The following is a 14,260-nucleotide window of genomic DNA, read 5'->3' as shown; positions in this document are numbered from 1 at the left end:
CGTCAGAGCGCCGCGATGGTCTCGGCCATCGCGCCCGCCCGCGGCACGAGGCTTCCCACCTCCAGGTACTCCTCGGGCGAGTGGGCCTTGCCGCCCACCGGGCCCACGGCGCAGAGCGTGGGGCAGCCGACGCTGGCGGTGAAGCCCGAATCGGCGCAGCCGCCGGCGAACTCGCCGGTGACGGGGTTGCCGCCCTCCGCGCTCACCCTTGCGTAGGTCTCGAATAGGGCCCGCGAGGCCTCGTCCTGCACGAGCGGCAGGAACTCGCCCTTGATGGTGAGATGCGCGGTCGTGTCCGGCACCGTCGATCCGGCCACGATCGCGGCGATCCGGTCCATGGCGGCCTCGCGGTCGGGCGGGGTCACGTAGCGCAGGTCGATCTCGCAGGTCACCCGGGGCGCCACGGTGTTCACCGACTGGCCGCCGGAGACCAGTCCGACATTCACCGTGGTGCCGCGGTCGAGGTCGGTGAGCGCGTGGAGCGCGACGGTCTTGTGGGCGAGCTCCAGGATGGCGCTGCGCCCGTCGGCGTAGTTGCCGCCGGAATGGGCCGCCCTGCCGAGCACCTCGAGGTGCATGAACACCCCGCCCTTGCGGCCGGTGACGACGTTGCCGGTCGGTCGCCCCGGCTCGGAATTCAGCACCGCGCGGGCGCCCCGGGCGGTCTCCTCGATGATCGGCCGGCAGGCCGGCGAGCCGATCTCCTCGTCGCTGGTGAACAGGCCGACGAGCGGCACCGGCGCGCCGCCGGCGCGGTGATAGGCGGCCAGAACGAAGGCGTTCATCACGAGGCCCGCCTTCATGTCGGCGACGCCCGGCCCGTAGGCGCGGCCGTCGGCGACCCGGAACGGCCGGCGGGCCGGCTCCCCCTTCGGGAAGACGGTGTCGCGGTGGCCCATGAGCACGACCGGCCGGTTGCCGCCGCCCGATCCGGCCACGCTCGCCTTCAGCGCGTCGCCGTAGCCGTCGACCGGGATCGTGGTCACCGGGATGCCGTGGCCGGCGAGGAACTCCGCGATGCGGATGCCGACCGCGTCGACCCCCGGCTTGTCGTAGGAGCCGGAATCGATGTTCACGAGCTCCTCGAGGAGCGCCAGCATCGCGCCCTCCTGCCCGTCGAGCCAGCGGAGGACGTCGGTGTCATGGGCGGTCATGGGGGCCTCGTACCGGGGTCAGCAGGATTGCGCAGACCGTCTTTGCGAGCGCAGCGAAGCAACCCAGCGTCGCGCAACCTCTGGCAGCATAGCGCAGACTGGATTGCTTCGCTCCGCTCGCAAAGACGGCGCCGCTTCCGAACCGGACGTGGGTGCGATCGGCGGCGGCTATTCCACAGTGACCGACTTGGCGAGATTGCGGGGCTGGTCGACGTCTTTCCCCATGAACACCGCCGTGTGGTAGGCGAGCAGCTGGATCGGCACCGCGTACACGATCGGCGCCACCGTCGGATCGAGCGCCGGCATGGTGAAGGTCGCGAGCGTGTCGAGCCCGTGCTCGGCGGCCCCCTTGGCGTCGCCGATGAGCACGATGCGCCCGCCGCGGGCGGCCACCTCCTGCATGTTCGAGACGGTCTTCTCGAACACCGCGTCGTGCGGCGCGATCACGATCACCGGCACGCTCTCGTCGATCAGGGCGATCGGCCCGTGCTTCAGTTCGCCCGCCGCGTAGCCCTCGGCGTGGATGTAGCTGATCTCCTTGAGCTTCAGCGCGCCTTCCAGCGCCATCGGGTAGCTGGTGCCGCGGCCGAGATAGAGCACGTCCCGCGCCTTCGCGACCTCCCGGGCCAGACCCTCGATCGCCGCCTCGTGGGTGAGCGCCTCGGCCATCAGGCCCGGCGCCTTGATCAGGCCGTCGATCAGCCGCCGCTCGCCCGCCGCGTCGAGGGTGCCGCGGGCGCGGCCCGCCGCGATGGCGAGGCAGAGCAGAACGGTGAGCTGGCACGAGAACGCCTTGGTGGAGGCGACGCCGATCTCCGGCCCGGCCAGCGTCGGCATCACCACGGAGGATTCCCGCGCGATGGTCGAGGTCGGCACGTTGACCACGCTCAGCGTGTGCTGGCCCTTCGACTTCGCGTAGCGCAAGGAGGCCAGGGTGTCGGCGGTCTCGCCCGACTGCGAGATGACCAGCGTCAGCCCGTCCTTCTCCAGCGGCGCCTCGCGGTAGCGGGCCTCGGAGGCGACGTCGATCTCCACCGGCAGGCGCGCCACCTGCTCGAACCAGTACCGGGCGACGAGGCCCGCGTAGTAGGCCGTGCCGCAGGCGGTGATGTAGACGCGGCTGAGCTTGGCGAAGTCGAAGGGCAGCGCCTCGGGCAGCGCGACTCGCCCCTGCGCCATGTCGACGTAGTGGGCGAGCGTGCGGCCCACCACCTCGGGCTGCTCGTGGATCTCCTTGGCCATGAAGTGGCGGTACTCGCCCTTGTCGATCCGGTAGGCCTGGGTGGCGATCGTCTGCCGGGCGCGCTCGACCGTGGCGCCCGACGCGTCGCGGATCTCGGCGCCGCCGCGGGACAGGATCGCCCAGTCGCCCTCGTCGAGATACGTGATGGCGTCGGTGAACGGGGCGAGCGCCAGGGCGTCGGAGCCCAGGTAGGTCTCGCCCTCGCCGAAGCCGATGGCCAGCGGCGCGCCGTGGCGGGCCCCGATCAGCAGGTTCTCCTCGCCGGAGAAGAGGAAGCCCAGCGCGAAGGCGCCGCGCAGCCGCGGCAGGGCGGCGGCCACGGCCTCCACCGGCCCCATCTGCCGGTCCATGTTGCGGCTGACGAGCTGGGCGACGACCTCGGTGTCGGTCTCGGTCTCGAAGACGACGCCGTCGGCCTCCAGCTCCTGCTTGAGCTCGCGGAAATTCTCGATGATGCCGTTGTGCACGACGGCCAGGCGCTTGGTGGCGTGCGGGTGGGCGTTGGTCTCGTTGGGCCGGCCGTGGGTCGCCCAGCGGGTGTGGCCGATGCCGATCGTGCCGGTGAGCGGCTCCTGGGCGAGCCTGGCCTCCAGGTTGACCAGCTTGCCCGAGGCCCGGCGCCGCGCCAGCCGGCCGTGCTCCAGGGTGGCGATGCCGGCGGAATCGTAGCCGCGGTACTCGAGCCGCCGCAGGGCCTCGATCACCTGCCCCGCCACCGCGTCGCGCCCGACGATGCCGACGATGCCGCACATAGGAGTGTCTCTCGCTGTCGCGCCCGGGTGGCCGCGCGCAGGTCGCGCGCAAGGTCCGGGCCGCCCCGCGCCGTGCGGGGCCGAGCGGGACTTCTACCGGATCGGCACGGCGCAGGGCCAGCCCCGCCCGCGCGGCGTGCCGGGCCTCACGCCTTGCCGCGCCGCGCCTTCTCGGCCTGCAGCGCCGCGCGCTTCTCCCCGGCCCAGCCCGGCTTCACCGCCTGCCGGCCCCGGGCCACCGCCATGGCGTCCGCCGGCACGTCGTCGGTGATCACCGAGCCGGAGGCGACGTAGGCCCCCTCCCCCACCGAGACGGGGGCGACCAGGGCCGAGTTCGAGCCGATGAAGGCGCCCGCGCCGATCGTGGTCCGGTGCTTGAGCACGCCGTCGTAATTGCAGGTGATCGTGCCGGCGCCGATATTGGCCCTGGCGCCGACCTCCGCGTCGCCGAGATAGGTGAGGTGCGCGGCCTTGGCGCCGGCCCCCATCCGCGCGTTCTTCAATTCGACGAAATTGCCGAGTTCCGCGCCGGCCTCCAGAACGGCGTGGCCGCGCAGCCGCACGAACGGTCCGATCTTCACGCCCGCCTCCAGGCTGGTCTCGGTGAGATGCGCGAAGGCCCGCACGGTGCAGCCCTCCGCGACCCGCACGCCGGGGCCGAACACCACGTTGGGCTCCACGATCACGTCGCGCCCCAGCACCGTGTCGTGGCTGAGGAACACCGTCTCGGGGGCGATCAGCGTGGCGCCCCCCAGCATGGCGCTGCGGCGCAGCTGCGCCTGGATCGCGGCCTCCGCGACGCTGAGCTGCACCCGGTCGTTCACGCCCTGCGCCTCGGCCTCGTCCACCGGCACGACCGTGACGGGCAGCCCGTCGGCGACGGCGAGCGCGACCGCGTCGGGCAGGTAGTACTCGCCGGCGGCGTTGTCGTTGCCGATGCGGGTGAGCAGGGCCAGGGCGTGCCGTCCGGCGAGCGCCATCAGCCCGGCATTGCACAGGGTCACGGCCCGCTCGGCCGCGCTCGCGTCCTTCTCCTCGCGGATGGCGAGCACGCGGTCGCCCTCGGTCAGCACCCGCCCGTAGCCGGAGGGTGTCGCCGTCACGAAGGCCAGCACGGCCACCGCGGCGCCGTCGGCCAGGGGCGCGCGGAGGCGCAGGAAGGTGTCGGCCGAGACGAGCGGCGTGTCGCCGAAGGCGATCACCACGTCGTCGTCGGGGTCGGCCAGGATCTCCCGGGCGGCGAGCACCGCGTGGGCGGTACCGAGGCGCTCGGCCTGCGGGAAGACCCGGGCGCCGGGGGCCGCCCGCGCGATCTCGGCGGCGACGTCGTCGCGGCCGGGCTCGGCCACCACGGCGATCCGGCCCGCGCCCGCCGCCTGGACGGCGGCCAGGACGTGGCCGAGCATGCTGCGCCCGGCGATCCGGTGCAGCACCTTCGGCAGGTCCGAGCGCATCCGCGTGCCCTTCCCGGCCGCGAGCACGATGGCGGTGAGGCTGCGCGAGGGCGTTCCGGTCGGGGTCATCGCGGGTCCAGGCATCGATCGAGGGCCAAGACGGATGGGCCGGACGGGCGCCCGGCGCAACCCCGTCCGGGCCGATCAGCGCAGCGCCAGGGCGACGTGCTGGCCCGAGCCGTGGGCGAAGCGCTCCCGGCGGCGCTCGATCGAGCTCGGGATCCGCAGGGATTCCCGGTACTTCGCCACCGTGCGCCGCGCGATGTCGACGCCCTCCCCGCGCAGCTTCTGCACCAGGGCGTCGTCGGACAGCACGTCGTCCGGCGTCTCGCCGTCGACGAGCTGCTTGATGCGGTGGCGCACCGCCTCGGAGGAGTGTGCGGCGGCGCCGGCCGCCCCGGGGATCGCCGCGGTGAAGAAGTACTTCATCTCCAGGGTCCCGCGGCTCGTGCCGATGGCCTTGTTGGAGGTGACCCGCGAGACGGTCGATTCGTGCATGCCGATCGCCTCGGCCACGGTCTTGAGGTTCAGCGGCCGCAGATGGGTGACGCCGTGGACGAAGAATCCGTCCTGCTGGCGGACGATCTCGGTGGCGACCTTCAGGATGGTGCGGGCGCGCTGCTCCAGCGAGCGGGTCAGCCAGTTGGCGTTCTGGAGGGCCTCCGACAGGAAGGCCTTGTCACCCTCCGCGGCGGCTTTGCGCGAGACGCGGGCGTAGTAGCTCTGGTTCACCAGGACCCGGGGCAGCGCCTCGCTGTTCAGCTCGACCAGCCAGGAGCCGTCCGGCGCGGCGCGCACGAACACGTCCGGGACCAGGACCTCGACGGCGCTCGATCCGAAGGCCCGGCCGGGCTTCGGATCCAGGCGGCGGATCTCGCCCAGCATGTCGACGAGGTCCTCGTCGTCGACGCTGCAGAGCCGGCGCAGGGCCGCGAAGTCGCGCTTGGCCACGAGGTCCAGCCGCGAGACCAGCGCCTGCATCGCCGGGTCGAACCGGTCGCGCTCGCGCAGCTGGATCGCGAGGCACTCCGCGAGGTCGCGGGCCGCGATCCCGGGCGGGTCGAAGGTCTGGATCAGCGCCAGCATCCGGCCGACGAGGGCCGGGTCGGCGCCGAGCCGCTCGGCCACGCCCTCCACCGTCTCGCGCAGGTAGCCGGCCTCGTCGACGGCGTCGATCAGGAAGCCGCCGATCAACCGCTCGGCCGGCTCCCGGGTCGCGAGGTCGAGCTGGCCCGCGAGGTGCTCGCGCAGCGAGGTCTCGGCCGTGAGGGTCGCCTCGAAATCGGGCGCCTCGGCGTCGAAGCTGCCGCCGGTGCTGCCGTAGGGCGGCGGCGTCAGCGAGAGCATGTCGCCCCCGCCCGCCTCGCGCGCCTGGACGGGGCTCTCGTCGGGAAACACGTTGTCGAGGCGCGTGTCGAAGTCGCTCTCGATCTCGCCGCGGCTCGGGTTGAGGTCGGCCGAGAGCCACGAGTCGGGCTCCGGCGCGTCGAAGCCGTCGGCCCCCGCCTCCTCGGCATGGCTGCCCGATTCGGCGGATTCGCCCGCGGCCGGCAGGTCCGGCTCGGCGCGCTCCAGCAGCGGGTTGCGTTCCAGCTCGGCCTCGACGTAGGCCGAGAGATCGAGGTGCGAGAGTTGGAGAAGCTTGATCGCCTGCAGGAGCTGCGGCGTCATCACCAGGGCCTGGCCCTGACGCACTTCCAGCCGTTGCACCAAACTCATGCGAGGCCCCGATGCCCTTCCGGCGCGGTTCGCCAGCCGGAGCCACGCTGCTCACGGCATGGTTCTTGCTTGTTCCGTCACACTTTCTGTAACGCGATCCGACCCGCGCGTCAAAGCGCGACCGTGCACACCGCTGTTGGCAAGTGCACGGCGCTGCGGGACGCGCAGCGTTCCAGTCACATCCCGATCCGCCGCCCGGCAGTCTGAGGGCAGATCTTAAAGGAAGGTTTGCGCAATCATCCGCGCGCATTTGCCAGGACATCCGAAATCCGCCGGCAAAGCTTTGTCTGGTTGCAGACGCTTCCCCCGCTAGATGCAATATCCGCTCGCTATTCCGTGTTGATCCGAGCATGGCTCGGGGGTGCGCCGCGGTTCCCGCACGAGAGCCGCTGCGCGGAGGTCGATTTCTGCGTACGCGTTTGCCGATGCCGCATCAGAACCGCCTTCTGGCTGCCCTATCCGAGGCGGATGGCGCACTGCTCGGGCCTCATCTGGAGGCGATCGACCTGCCCCTCGGCAAAGTGCTCGTCGAGCCGGCCGCCGCGATCCCGCACGCGGTCTTCATCGACACCGGCCTGTGCTCGGTGGTGTCGACCCTCGCCGAGGGCGGCCGGATCGAGGTCGGCCTGTTCGGACGCGACGGCATGGCCGCACCGGCGCTGCTGCTCGGAACCGACACGATCCCGTACCAGATTTTCATGCAGGTCGCCGGCCGGGGGCGCCGGATCTCCGTGCCGGCCCTGCGCGACGCCCTGAAATCCAGCCCGTCGATGCGCAACCTGCTGCTGCGCTACGTCCAGACCTTCCTGGTCCAAGTTGCCCAGACCGCGATCGCCAACGCGGGCGCGCCCGCCGAGGAGCGGCTCGCGCGGTGGCTCCTCATGTACCACGACCGTCAGGACGGCGACGACCTGTCGGTGACGCACGAGTTCCTGTCGATCATGCTCGGCGTGCGCCGCCCGACGGTCACGGTCGCGATCCACACCCTGGAGGGCGCCGGCCTGATCCGGGCCCGGCGCGGCCGGATCCGGGTCCTGAGCCGCACCCGCCTGGAGGAGGCCGCCGGCCAGACCTACGGCCCGGCCGAGGCCGAGTACGAGCGCCTGATCGGCCCGCTGCGGCGGCCTCAGAGCACGCTGGCGTAGGGGACTTCGGCCACCACCGCGCCGGCCTCGTCGGTGATCACGAAGGTGTCGGCGCGCCAGCCGCGCGGCGCGCCGTAGACGTGCGGCAGGCGGCGCATCTCGCGCAGGATGTCGCGGGCGAGATGCTCGGCCGCCGTCCGATCGGGCAGATCGTCGCCCTCTCGATCGGCGATCAGCGTCCCGTGACGTCGGACGTTGAGGAAGAAACGGGGCAGGTCACATCCCCTTCGAGCGTCGGCCAGCGGGGCCCCCGGCGCGCCCGTCGAAGACAGGGTGTCGCGCCATCGGGAACGGCGTCGCGGGCCTGAGCGAGTTGTCGGATCGGCGTGAACCACGCCGCGCGGGGACCGGCCGCCGAGTGTCCGCCGAGACGGGCGGCGCGCGCAAGGGCGGCCGCTCGCGCACCGACGGGTACCGGGTCGACCGCGCCGGCCATATCGTACTTTCGTGCAGCGGGTTCGGGGATCGGCACAGTCCGTGCCGCACCCGCGGCGTCTGTCCACACTCATACATTTTCTTTGAGGGCGGGCGGATCGCGGCCCGCGCGGCCGCGTTCTCCGCGCGGTCGCCGCGGCGCGAGGATCCGGCGGCCCGTCGCGCGAGGGCGTGCGGCGCGCACACACAGGTTAACGACACCACTCAGGTCGCGGCGCACGCTCCTCAGCTGGCCGTGAGGTTCTGCGCCATGCGCTACTTCACCGATTTCACCGACGACCGCGGCCTGTCCCTCGACGAGGAGGGGCTGCCCTTCGCCGATCGTCACGAGGCGTGTCTGTCGGCGACCGAGGCCCTGATCGAGGCCGTGCATGACCGGCTCCGCGTCCGGGCGGACCGACCGGCCCCCGGAGATGCGGGCCTGGTGCTGGAGGCGCGGGTCCGCGACGCGACCGGCAGCACGGTCTTCCGCGCCCGCCTCACCCTCGACCTGGACTGGCAGCCCTCCGACGGCTGAGCGCGGGCCCTACCAGCCGCAATTGGGGATCGGCGGCTGCGCCTTGGCCATGGCCGACTTCTCGATCGGCACCATCGCGCCCCAGGCGTATTTCTGGGCGTGGGGCGTGACGTTGGCGAAGAGGCAGCCGAGCTGGAAGTGGGTCGCGCCCATCTCGCCCGCGAAGCCCATGCAGTCCAGGAAGGTCCAGGTCTTCGGCACCGGGGTCATGGACCGCCAGCGCGGCATCGCCACGGGCGAGCAGACTTTGACCGCCCCGGTGCCGTCATCGGCGTTGAGCGCGTCCCCCTGGCTCTGCGCCGCGGAGGGGGCGAGGCCGAGCAGGAGGATTGCCGCGAGAATCGCTCGGCCGGGGATCAGGGCGTGTCGGCTCATCGGGTCAGCGCATCGTCCACCACAGGGCCGCGAGGATCGCGAAGCCGAGAACGTTGTAGAGGATCGCCCAGATCCAGACACCCAGGACGGCGCGGCTCGGCTGCCGCGGTCGCGACCGGCCGGGGCGCAGGCGGTTCCGGTCCTCCGGAGTCGGCCAGATCGCCGCCCGGGGCGCCTTGAGGAGCCGCGTCAGCACCTCCGGTAGGTGCGGGCCGGGCGGTGTCTCGCCGGTCATGGCGGTCTCCGATGCGACGATGGGCGGGTCCGGGGCGGAACCGCCCGGAGCCGGACCGGTTCGGGCGACGGGCCGTCCGGCGACGACCGCCGCTCACAGCACCGTGCCGGGTGCCTGCGGGTAGTACTGGTAGGCCCAGGTCTCGGACAGCAGCCGATCCCCGGATCTCAGCTGCAGCCGCATCTCCACCGGATCCGGCCCCTCGGCGTAGACCTTGAGAAAGACCCGCCAGGGGCTCGGCTTGCCGTAGGGCGCCCAGGTGGCGCCGACTTCCTCGACGCTGCCGCGCGACAGGGTGAGCGCGACCGTGGCCTTCTCGGGATCGAGGCCCGACAGGGCCGCGCCCTCGAATTCCAGCACGAACTGCCGCACGAGGTTGGCCCGGCCCGGGCGTCTGTCGGCATCCGCGAGCCACGCGGCCTTGGTGGCCCGGGTCGCGACGCACCGGGCGAGGTCGGTGGCGACCGGCTCCTTGACGGTCCAGCGCAGCCGGTAGGCGAAGCTGCGGTCCGACCCGGCCTGCGGCGCGTCGTCCGGCACCCAGAGGGCGACGATGTTGTCGTCGGTCTCCTGATGGGTCGGGATCTCCACGAGCTGGACGCTGCCGCGGCCCCAGTCGCCCTGCGGCTCGACCCAGATGTCGGGACGGTTCTCCTCGAAGCCGTCGTCGATGTAGTTCTCGTAGGCGCGGTCGCGCTGGAGCAGGCCGAAGCCCTTCGGCGACCGGTCGGCGAAGGCGCTGACGCTGAGGCGGGGCGGGTTGTTGAGCGGCCGCCAGATCAGCTCGTCGGCGCCGGTCTGCATCAGCAGCCCGTCGGAATCGTGCACCTCGGGCCGCCAGTCGCTCGCGAGGAAGCGGCTCATGCCCTCCGAGTACCACAGCATCGAGGTCAGGGGCGCCATGCCGAACCGCTCGACCGCCTTGCGCATGTAGACCGTGCAGGCGACGTCGATGACGACGTGCGGCTCCTTCCGGGCGACGAACCGGTAGGCGCCGGTGAGGCTCCGGCCCTCGAGGAGCGCCAGCACGGTCACGGCGCCGTCCGCGGCCGGGCTGACGTAGAAGCGCGTGAAGACCGGGAATTCCTCTGTCTTCCCGGGCCCGGGCGCCGTGTCGATCGCGATGCCCCGGGCCGAGGCCCCGTACTGGGCTCCGTCCCCGGCGGCGCGGAAGTACGAAGCGCCCAGGAAGGCCAGCCAGTCGCCGTCGTCGCCCGGCTGCCCGGCGGGCGCCTTCTGGAACCGGAACCCCGCGAAGCCCGCCCCGTCCGGAACGTCCTTGGCCGGGTTGCCCGGCGGGTAGGTGAACAGGTCGTGGCTGTAGAGCACCTCGCGGGCCTGCCCGCCCTCCAGGGCGTAGACCTTCACCGGATGGCGGAAGAAGTTGCCGAGGTGGAAGAAGGTCACCGGGTACGGGCTGTCGGCGAACAGGGCGTGGCCCGGCGGGTAGCGGATCTCCTGGAGCGGCCCGTAGGTCAGGGCGTCGAGGGCCGCCGAGGCGGGCGCCTCCGGGGGCGGCGCGTAGGGCCGGTCCCGCAGCGTCCGGGCGAGATCCTTCAGCCGGTCGAGGTCCATGGGCTCGGGCGGTGCGAGGCGCGGCCCGCCGCCGGCGGCCCGGGCGAGGCCGGGATACGGCGCGAGGGCGAGGAGCCCGATGGCGGTCAGGACGCGGCGCGTGATCAAGCTGGAACCCCCGGATTCGGTCGGGCCTCGCGACCCGCGCCGCCCTCTAGCCACGCCGGCGCGGCGGCGCAATTTCCCGGCCGCGGCTCAGCTCCGCGGACCGCAGTTGCCGGTGCTGCCGTCGGTCGTCCAGAGGTTGGCGCCGCCCCCCGGCGGGCACTGCCCCGGCAGCGCCAGGGTGATCAGCTTCGCGAAGGTGTTGGCCTCGTCCTCGCCGTAGCCGATCTCGCCGACCATGCGGCCGGTCCTGTCGAACAGCGCCACGGTGGCGGAATGCTCCATCGTGTAGTCGCCGTCCTTGGTCGGCACGCGCTTGTAGGCGACGTGGTAGGCATCGGCCATGCGGGCGACCTGCTGCGGCGTGCCGACGAAGCCGCGGATCCGCGGGTCGAACGAGGCCAGGTACGCCCGCAGGGTGTCGGGCGTGTCCCGCTCCGGGTCGAGGGTGACGAAGACGACGTTGAGGCGGTCCGCGTCGCGGCCCATCCGGCCGAGGGCCGACGCCAGGCTCGCGAGCGTGGTCGGGCAGACATCCGGGCAGTGGGTGAAGCCGAAGAACAGGACGGACGGCTTGCCGCGGAGATCGGCCTGGGTCACCGGGCGGCCGTCGAGATCCGCCATCGTGAACGGGCCGCCGACCTTCCGGGAATGGCTGAACCGCGATCCCTGCTGGAGGACGATCGCCCCGGTGCCGGTAGCGATCACGGCGACGAGGGCGACGGAGGCGATGAGGGCGAGAGGGCTCGGTGCCATGCTGTGACCTGCGACGGCGCGTCGGGGTGGCCGGTATCGATGCCGCCAATATGGGGTCCGTGTCGACAGGCGTGAGGCCGCGGCCTCCCGTGCGGGGCCGGACCTGGAGAGGCGACGACGTCAGGAACACGCCCGGGAGAGGCCGGTTGGCCAGGGTACGGGCGCTCGCGCCATCCGGCGCCGGGACACTCGGGCCGCGGGCCAGACCGTCCCCTCCGCGACCGCGCACGGGAGCCGCCCCAGATGGCCCAGCAGATCCCCGTCGACCCGCAGGCCCGGGTCGACGATCCCCGCCGCGACGCCGAGCGGGACGACGCCACCCACGCCATCGCCGATGACGTCGCCTATCAGCGCCACGTCCTGGTCAACGTCGTGTTCGTGGGGCCCCCCGGCGCGGGCGACCGGGGTTGGGTCCTGATCGACGCCGGCGTGATGGGCGCGAAGCGCGGGATCGAGGCCGCGGCCCGGGCCCGCTTCGGCGAAGGCGCCCGGCCGGCCGCGATCGTCCTGACCCACGGCCATTTCGACCATGTCGGCGTCCTGGAGGACCTCGCGAAGGACTGGGACGTCCCGGTCTACGCGCACGCCCTGGAGCGGCCCTATCTCGACGGCAGCGCCGCCTACCCGACGCCGGATCCGAGCGTCGGCGGCGGACTCCTCGGCCGCCTGTCGCCGCTGTTCCCGACGAGCCCGGTCGACGTCTCCGGGCGGCTCCGCCTCCTGCCGGAGGACGGTTCGGTGCCGCCCCTGCCCGGCTGGCGCTGGATCCACACGCCCGGCCACGCGCCGGGCCACGTCTCGCTCTGGCGCGAATCCGACCGGACGCTGATCGCGGGCGACGCCTTCATCACCACGGCGCAGGAATCCGCCTACGCGGTCGCGACGCAGGCGCCGGAGCTGCACGGGCCGCCGATGTACCTGACGATCGACTGGCCGGCGGCGCGTGCGTCGGTGCGGGCGCTCGCCGCGCTCGCCCCGGAGCGGGTCATCACCGGACACGGCCGGCCGCTCCAGGGAGCAGAGATGCGCCGCGCCCTCGACGCCCTGGCGGCGGACTTCGACCGGGTCGCGGTGCCGGAGACGGGCCGGTTCGCGGATCACCCGCTCGAAGCCGCCGACGGCTCCGCCTACAGGGCGCCGCGCTGACCGGCGCGATGCGGCCGCGCGGGCGGAATCCCGCGCCTCACGAGGCCCGCGCGAGATCCTGGAACGGGGCCGGGGATCGCGCGGCGGCGAGCACGCCGTCCATCTCGGCCTTCGGCATGGCGTGGCCGAACAGGTAGCCCTGGCCGAAATGGCAGCCCTGTTCGGAGAGCCAGTCGAGGCTGGCGTCGGTCTCGATCCCCTCGGCGGTGGTGGAGAGGCCGAGGCTCGCCCCGAGCTTGATGATGGCGTCGACGAGCTTCGCCCGCTCGTCGCTCATCGTGATGGCGTCGACGTAGCTGCGGTCGATCTTCAGCTTGTCGAACTTCAGTTCGCGCAGGTGGTACAGGCTGGAATAGCCGGTTCCGAAATCGTCCAGCGCGATGCGCACGCCGAGTTCGCGCAGCGACAGCAGGGTCGTCCGGGTCGCCTCCAGGTCCTGGATCAGGGCGCTCTCGGTGATCTCGACCTCCAGGCGCTGCGGCGGGAAGCCGGTCTCGGTCAGGATCCCGAGGATGCGCTGGGCGAGCCACGCGTCCTGGAACTGCTGCGGGGCGATGTTCACCGCGAGGATCAGGTGCGGCGGCCAGGCCCGGGCATCCAGGCAGGCGCGGCGGATCAGGCTGTAGCTGAGATCCGCGATCATCCCGGTTTCCTCGGCCACCGGGATGAACTCGCTCGGGCCCACCACCCCGCGCGTCGGGTGGCGCCAGCGCGCCAGGACCTCGACCCCGACGATCTCCTTCTCGGGGAGCGACACCACCGGCTGGTAGAAGGGCTCGATCGCGCCCGTCTCGATGGCGAGGCGAAGTTCCGTCTCCATGCGGGCGCGAGCGCGCAGCTCCGCGTCCATGGCGCTGCGGAAGAAGCGGACATTGCCGCGCCCGTCCTTCTTGCCCTGGTACATGGCGAGGTCGGCCGCGTGCAGGATCGCGTCGGCGTCCCCGTGCTCGGCCGACACCGCGGCGACGCCGACCGTGGCCCCGACCTTCAGGTCGTTCTGGTTCCACGTCACCGGCTCGGCGATGCGCGCGATGACCGCCTGGGCGAGGCGCCGCAGCGCCTCGCTCTCGTAGCGGAGCGGGACCAGCATGGCGAACTCGTCGCCGCCCAGACGGGCCGCCAGGCCGCCCGACGGCACGAGCTGCTGGAGACGCTCGGCCACGGCGCACAGGACCGCGTTCCCGGCCGCGTGGCCGTAGAGGTCGTTGACCGGCTTGAACCGGTCGAGGTCGATGAGGAGCACCGCCGCGTCCGCGGCGCCCGGCGCGTGCGCCCGCTCCACGGCGTCGATGAAGCGGCGACGGTTCGCCAGACCGGTCAGCCCGTCGTGCCGGGCGATCGCCTCGGCCTGCGCGGCGGCGGCGGCGCGCTCGAGCATGAGCCGCCGGAGGATGATCGATTTGCGGATGCTGGCGCCCCACTGCGCCACGCCCATGCAGGCGGCGAGCAGCAGCAGATCCGTGAGGTTGTAGGTGGCGACGACGCTGTTCAGATACGCGAAGGTCCCGAGCGTGACGCCGACGAACCAGATCCCGACGCCGATCACGAGGAGGCACAGGGTCTCGTACAGCTCGCCGCGGCCCCAGGCTCTCGACGTCTCGATCGGCATGGTCAGGACCCGGTTTCCAACGTCAGAGCGAAGCATGCCG

At 72.5% G+C, this 14,260-nt stretch carries 13 protein-coding genes; 3 read left to right on the top strand and 10 right to left on the bottom strand.

The window, feature by feature from the left end; translation table 11 throughout:
- Window positions 1-2 precede the first annotated feature (2 nt).
- From ACX9MN_RS13050 to rpoN, 4 genes are all read right to left on the bottom strand, one after another.
- Window positions 3-1,154 (bottom strand): M20 family metallopeptidase, encoded by a 1,152-nt coding sequence (locus tag ACX9MN_RS13050; RefSeq protein WP_489724654.1) that lies wholly within the window; start codon window positions 1,152-1,154, stop codon window positions 3-5.
- Window positions 1,155-1,322: 168 nt separating this feature from the next.
- Window positions 1,323-3,149, bottom strand: a complete 1,827-nt coding sequence (gene glmS / locus ACX9MN_RS13045) for a glutamine--fructose-6-phosphate transaminase (isomerizing) (protein ID WP_020095050.1) — start codon at window positions 3,147-3,149, stop codon at window positions 1,323-1,325.
- A 146-nt stretch (window positions 3,150-3,295) separates the two neighbouring features.
- Window positions 3,296-4,672 carry a bifunctional UDP-N-acetylglucosamine diphosphorylase/glucosamine-1-phosphate N-acetyltransferase GlmU gene (glmU, locus tag ACX9MN_RS13040; RefSeq protein WP_489724653.1) on the bottom strand — a complete coding sequence of 459 codons (1,377 nt, stop codon included), beginning with the start codon at window positions 4,670-4,672 and terminating at the stop codon, window positions 3,296-3,298.
- A 75-nt stretch (window positions 4,673-4,747) separates the two neighbouring features.
- On the bottom strand, window positions 4,748-6,322 hold the full coding sequence (gene rpoN / locus ACX9MN_RS13035; RefSeq protein ID WP_489724652.1) for an RNA polymerase factor sigma-54: 1,575 nt from the start codon (window positions 6,320-6,322) through the stop codon (window positions 4,748-4,750).
- 425 nt (window positions 6,323-6,747) lie between these two features.
- Between rpoN and ACX9MN_RS13030 the strand changes: the two genes are divergently transcribed.
- On the top strand, window positions 6,748-7,467 hold the full coding sequence (locus ACX9MN_RS13030) for a Crp/Fnr family transcriptional regulator (protein ID WP_020095047.1): 720 nt from the start codon (window positions 6,748-6,750) through the stop codon (window positions 7,465-7,467).
- Here ACX9MN_RS13030 and ACX9MN_RS13025 read toward each other — a convergent pair.
- Complete coding sequence (locus tag ACX9MN_RS13025) at window positions 7,449-7,976, bottom strand: DUF6894 family protein (protein ID WP_489724651.1); 528 nt, start codon at window positions 7,974-7,976, stop codon at window positions 7,449-7,451. The genes ACX9MN_RS13030 and ACX9MN_RS13025 overlap by 19 nt on opposite strands.
- Window positions 7,977-8,152: 176 nt before the next feature.
- On the opposite strand from ACX9MN_RS13025, the gene ACX9MN_RS13020 reads away from it, so the two are divergent.
- The gene (locus tag ACX9MN_RS13020; RefSeq protein WP_020095045.1) at window positions 8,153-8,419 is read left to right on the top strand and encodes a DUF6894 family protein; all 267 of its coding nucleotides are present in this window, start codon (window positions 8,153-8,155) and stop codon (window positions 8,417-8,419) included.
- Window positions 8,420-8,428: 9 nt separating this feature from the next.
- Here ACX9MN_RS13020 and ACX9MN_RS13015 read toward each other — a convergent pair whose 3' ends face one another.
- The 4 genes from ACX9MN_RS13015 to ACX9MN_RS13000 all read right to left on the bottom strand — a co-directional run bounded on the left by ACX9MN_RS13015 (window position 8,429) and on the right by ACX9MN_RS13000 (window position 11,465).
- Window positions 8,429-8,794, bottom strand: coding sequence for a hypothetical protein (locus tag ACX9MN_RS13015; protein ID WP_056527765.1), 366 nt, complete (start codon window positions 8,792-8,794; stop codon window positions 8,429-8,431).
- 4 nt (window positions 8,795-8,798) lie between these two features.
- Window positions 8,799-9,029 carry a hypothetical protein gene (locus ACX9MN_RS13010; RefSeq protein WP_091976355.1) on the bottom strand — a complete coding sequence of 77 codons (231 nt, stop codon included), beginning with the start codon at window positions 9,027-9,029 and terminating at the stop codon, window positions 8,799-8,801.
- A gap of 93 nt (window positions 9,030-9,122) precedes the next feature.
- Window positions 9,123-10,712, bottom strand: a complete 1,590-nt coding sequence (locus ACX9MN_RS13005) for an OpgD/OpgG family glucan biosynthesis protein (RefSeq protein ID WP_091927413.1) — start codon at window positions 10,710-10,712, stop codon at window positions 9,123-9,125.
- An 87-nt stretch (window positions 10,713-10,799) separates the two neighbouring features.
- Window positions 10,800-11,465, bottom strand: a complete 666-nt coding sequence (locus ACX9MN_RS13000) for an SCO family protein (protein ID WP_489724650.1) — start codon at window positions 11,463-11,465, stop codon at window positions 10,800-10,802.
- A 243-nt stretch (window positions 11,466-11,708) separates the two neighbouring features.
- On the opposite strand from ACX9MN_RS13000, the gene ACX9MN_RS12995 reads away from it, so the two are divergent.
- Complete coding sequence (locus ACX9MN_RS12995) at window positions 11,709-12,611, top strand: MBL fold metallo-hydrolase (RefSeq protein ID WP_489724649.1); 903 nt, start codon at window positions 11,709-11,711, stop codon at window positions 12,609-12,611.
- A gap of 37 nt (window positions 12,612-12,648) precedes the next feature.
- Here the strand turns inward: ACX9MN_RS12995 and ACX9MN_RS12990 are convergent, their stop codons facing one another.
- Window positions 12,649-14,256 (bottom strand): putative bifunctional diguanylate cyclase/phosphodiesterase, encoded by a 1,608-nt coding sequence (locus ACX9MN_RS12990; RefSeq protein ID WP_447714957.1) that lies wholly within the window; start codon window positions 14,254-14,256, stop codon window positions 12,649-12,651.
- Window positions 14,257-14,260: the final 4 nt, after the last annotated feature.

The sequence above is a fragment of the Methylobacterium sp. 1A genome, assembly GCF_058072805.1.
The sequence above is the reverse complement of the archived record's forward strand: the minus strand, read 5'-3'. Positions and strand labels throughout refer to the sequence as shown.

Excerpts from the sequence above, each read along its gene's own strand:
- ACX9MN_RS13050 (WP_489724654.1), bottom strand. The coding sequence starts at position 1,154 with ATGACCGCCCATGACACCGACGTCCTCCGCTGGCTCGACGGGCAGGAG.
- glmS (WP_020095050.1), bottom strand. The coding sequence starts at position 3,149 with ATGTGCGGCATCGTCGGCATCGTCGGGCGCGACGCGGTGGCGGGGCAG.
- glmU (WP_489724653.1), bottom strand. The coding sequence starts at position 4,672 with ATGACCCCGACCGGAACGCCCTCGCGCAGCCTCACCGCCATCGTGCTC.
- rpoN (WP_489724652.1), bottom strand. The coding sequence starts at position 6,322 with ATGAGTTTGGTGCAACGGCTGGAAGTGCGTCAGGGCCAGGCCCTGGTG.
- ACX9MN_RS13030 (WP_020095047.1), top strand. The coding sequence starts at position 6,748 with ATGCCGCATCAGAACCGCCTTCTGGCTGCCCTATCCGAGGCGGATGGC.
- ACX9MN_RS13025 (WP_489724651.1), bottom strand. The coding sequence starts at position 7,976 with ATGAGTGTGGACAGACGCCGCGGGTGCGGCACGGACTGTGCCGATCCC.
- ACX9MN_RS13020 (WP_020095045.1), top strand. The coding sequence starts at position 8,153 with ATGCGCTACTTCACCGATTTCACCGACGACCGCGGCCTGTCCCTCGAC.
- ACX9MN_RS13015 (WP_056527765.1), bottom strand. The coding sequence starts at position 8,794 with ATGAGCCGACACGCCCTGATCCCCGGCCGAGCGATTCTCGCGGCAATC.
- ACX9MN_RS13010 (WP_091976355.1), bottom strand. The coding sequence starts at position 9,029 with ATGACCGGCGAGACACCGCCCGGCCCGCACCTACCGGAGGTGCTGACG.
- ACX9MN_RS13000 (WP_489724650.1), bottom strand. The coding sequence starts at position 11,465 with ATGGCACCGAGCCCTCTCGCCCTCATCGCCTCCGTCGCCCTCGTCGCC.
- ACX9MN_RS12995 (WP_489724649.1), top strand. The coding sequence starts at position 11,709 with ATGGCCCAGCAGATCCCCGTCGACCCGCAGGCCCGGGTCGACGATCCC.
- ACX9MN_RS12990 (WP_447714957.1), bottom strand. The coding sequence starts at position 14,256 with ATGCTTCGCTCTGACGTTGGAAACCGGGTCCTGACCATGCCGATCGAG.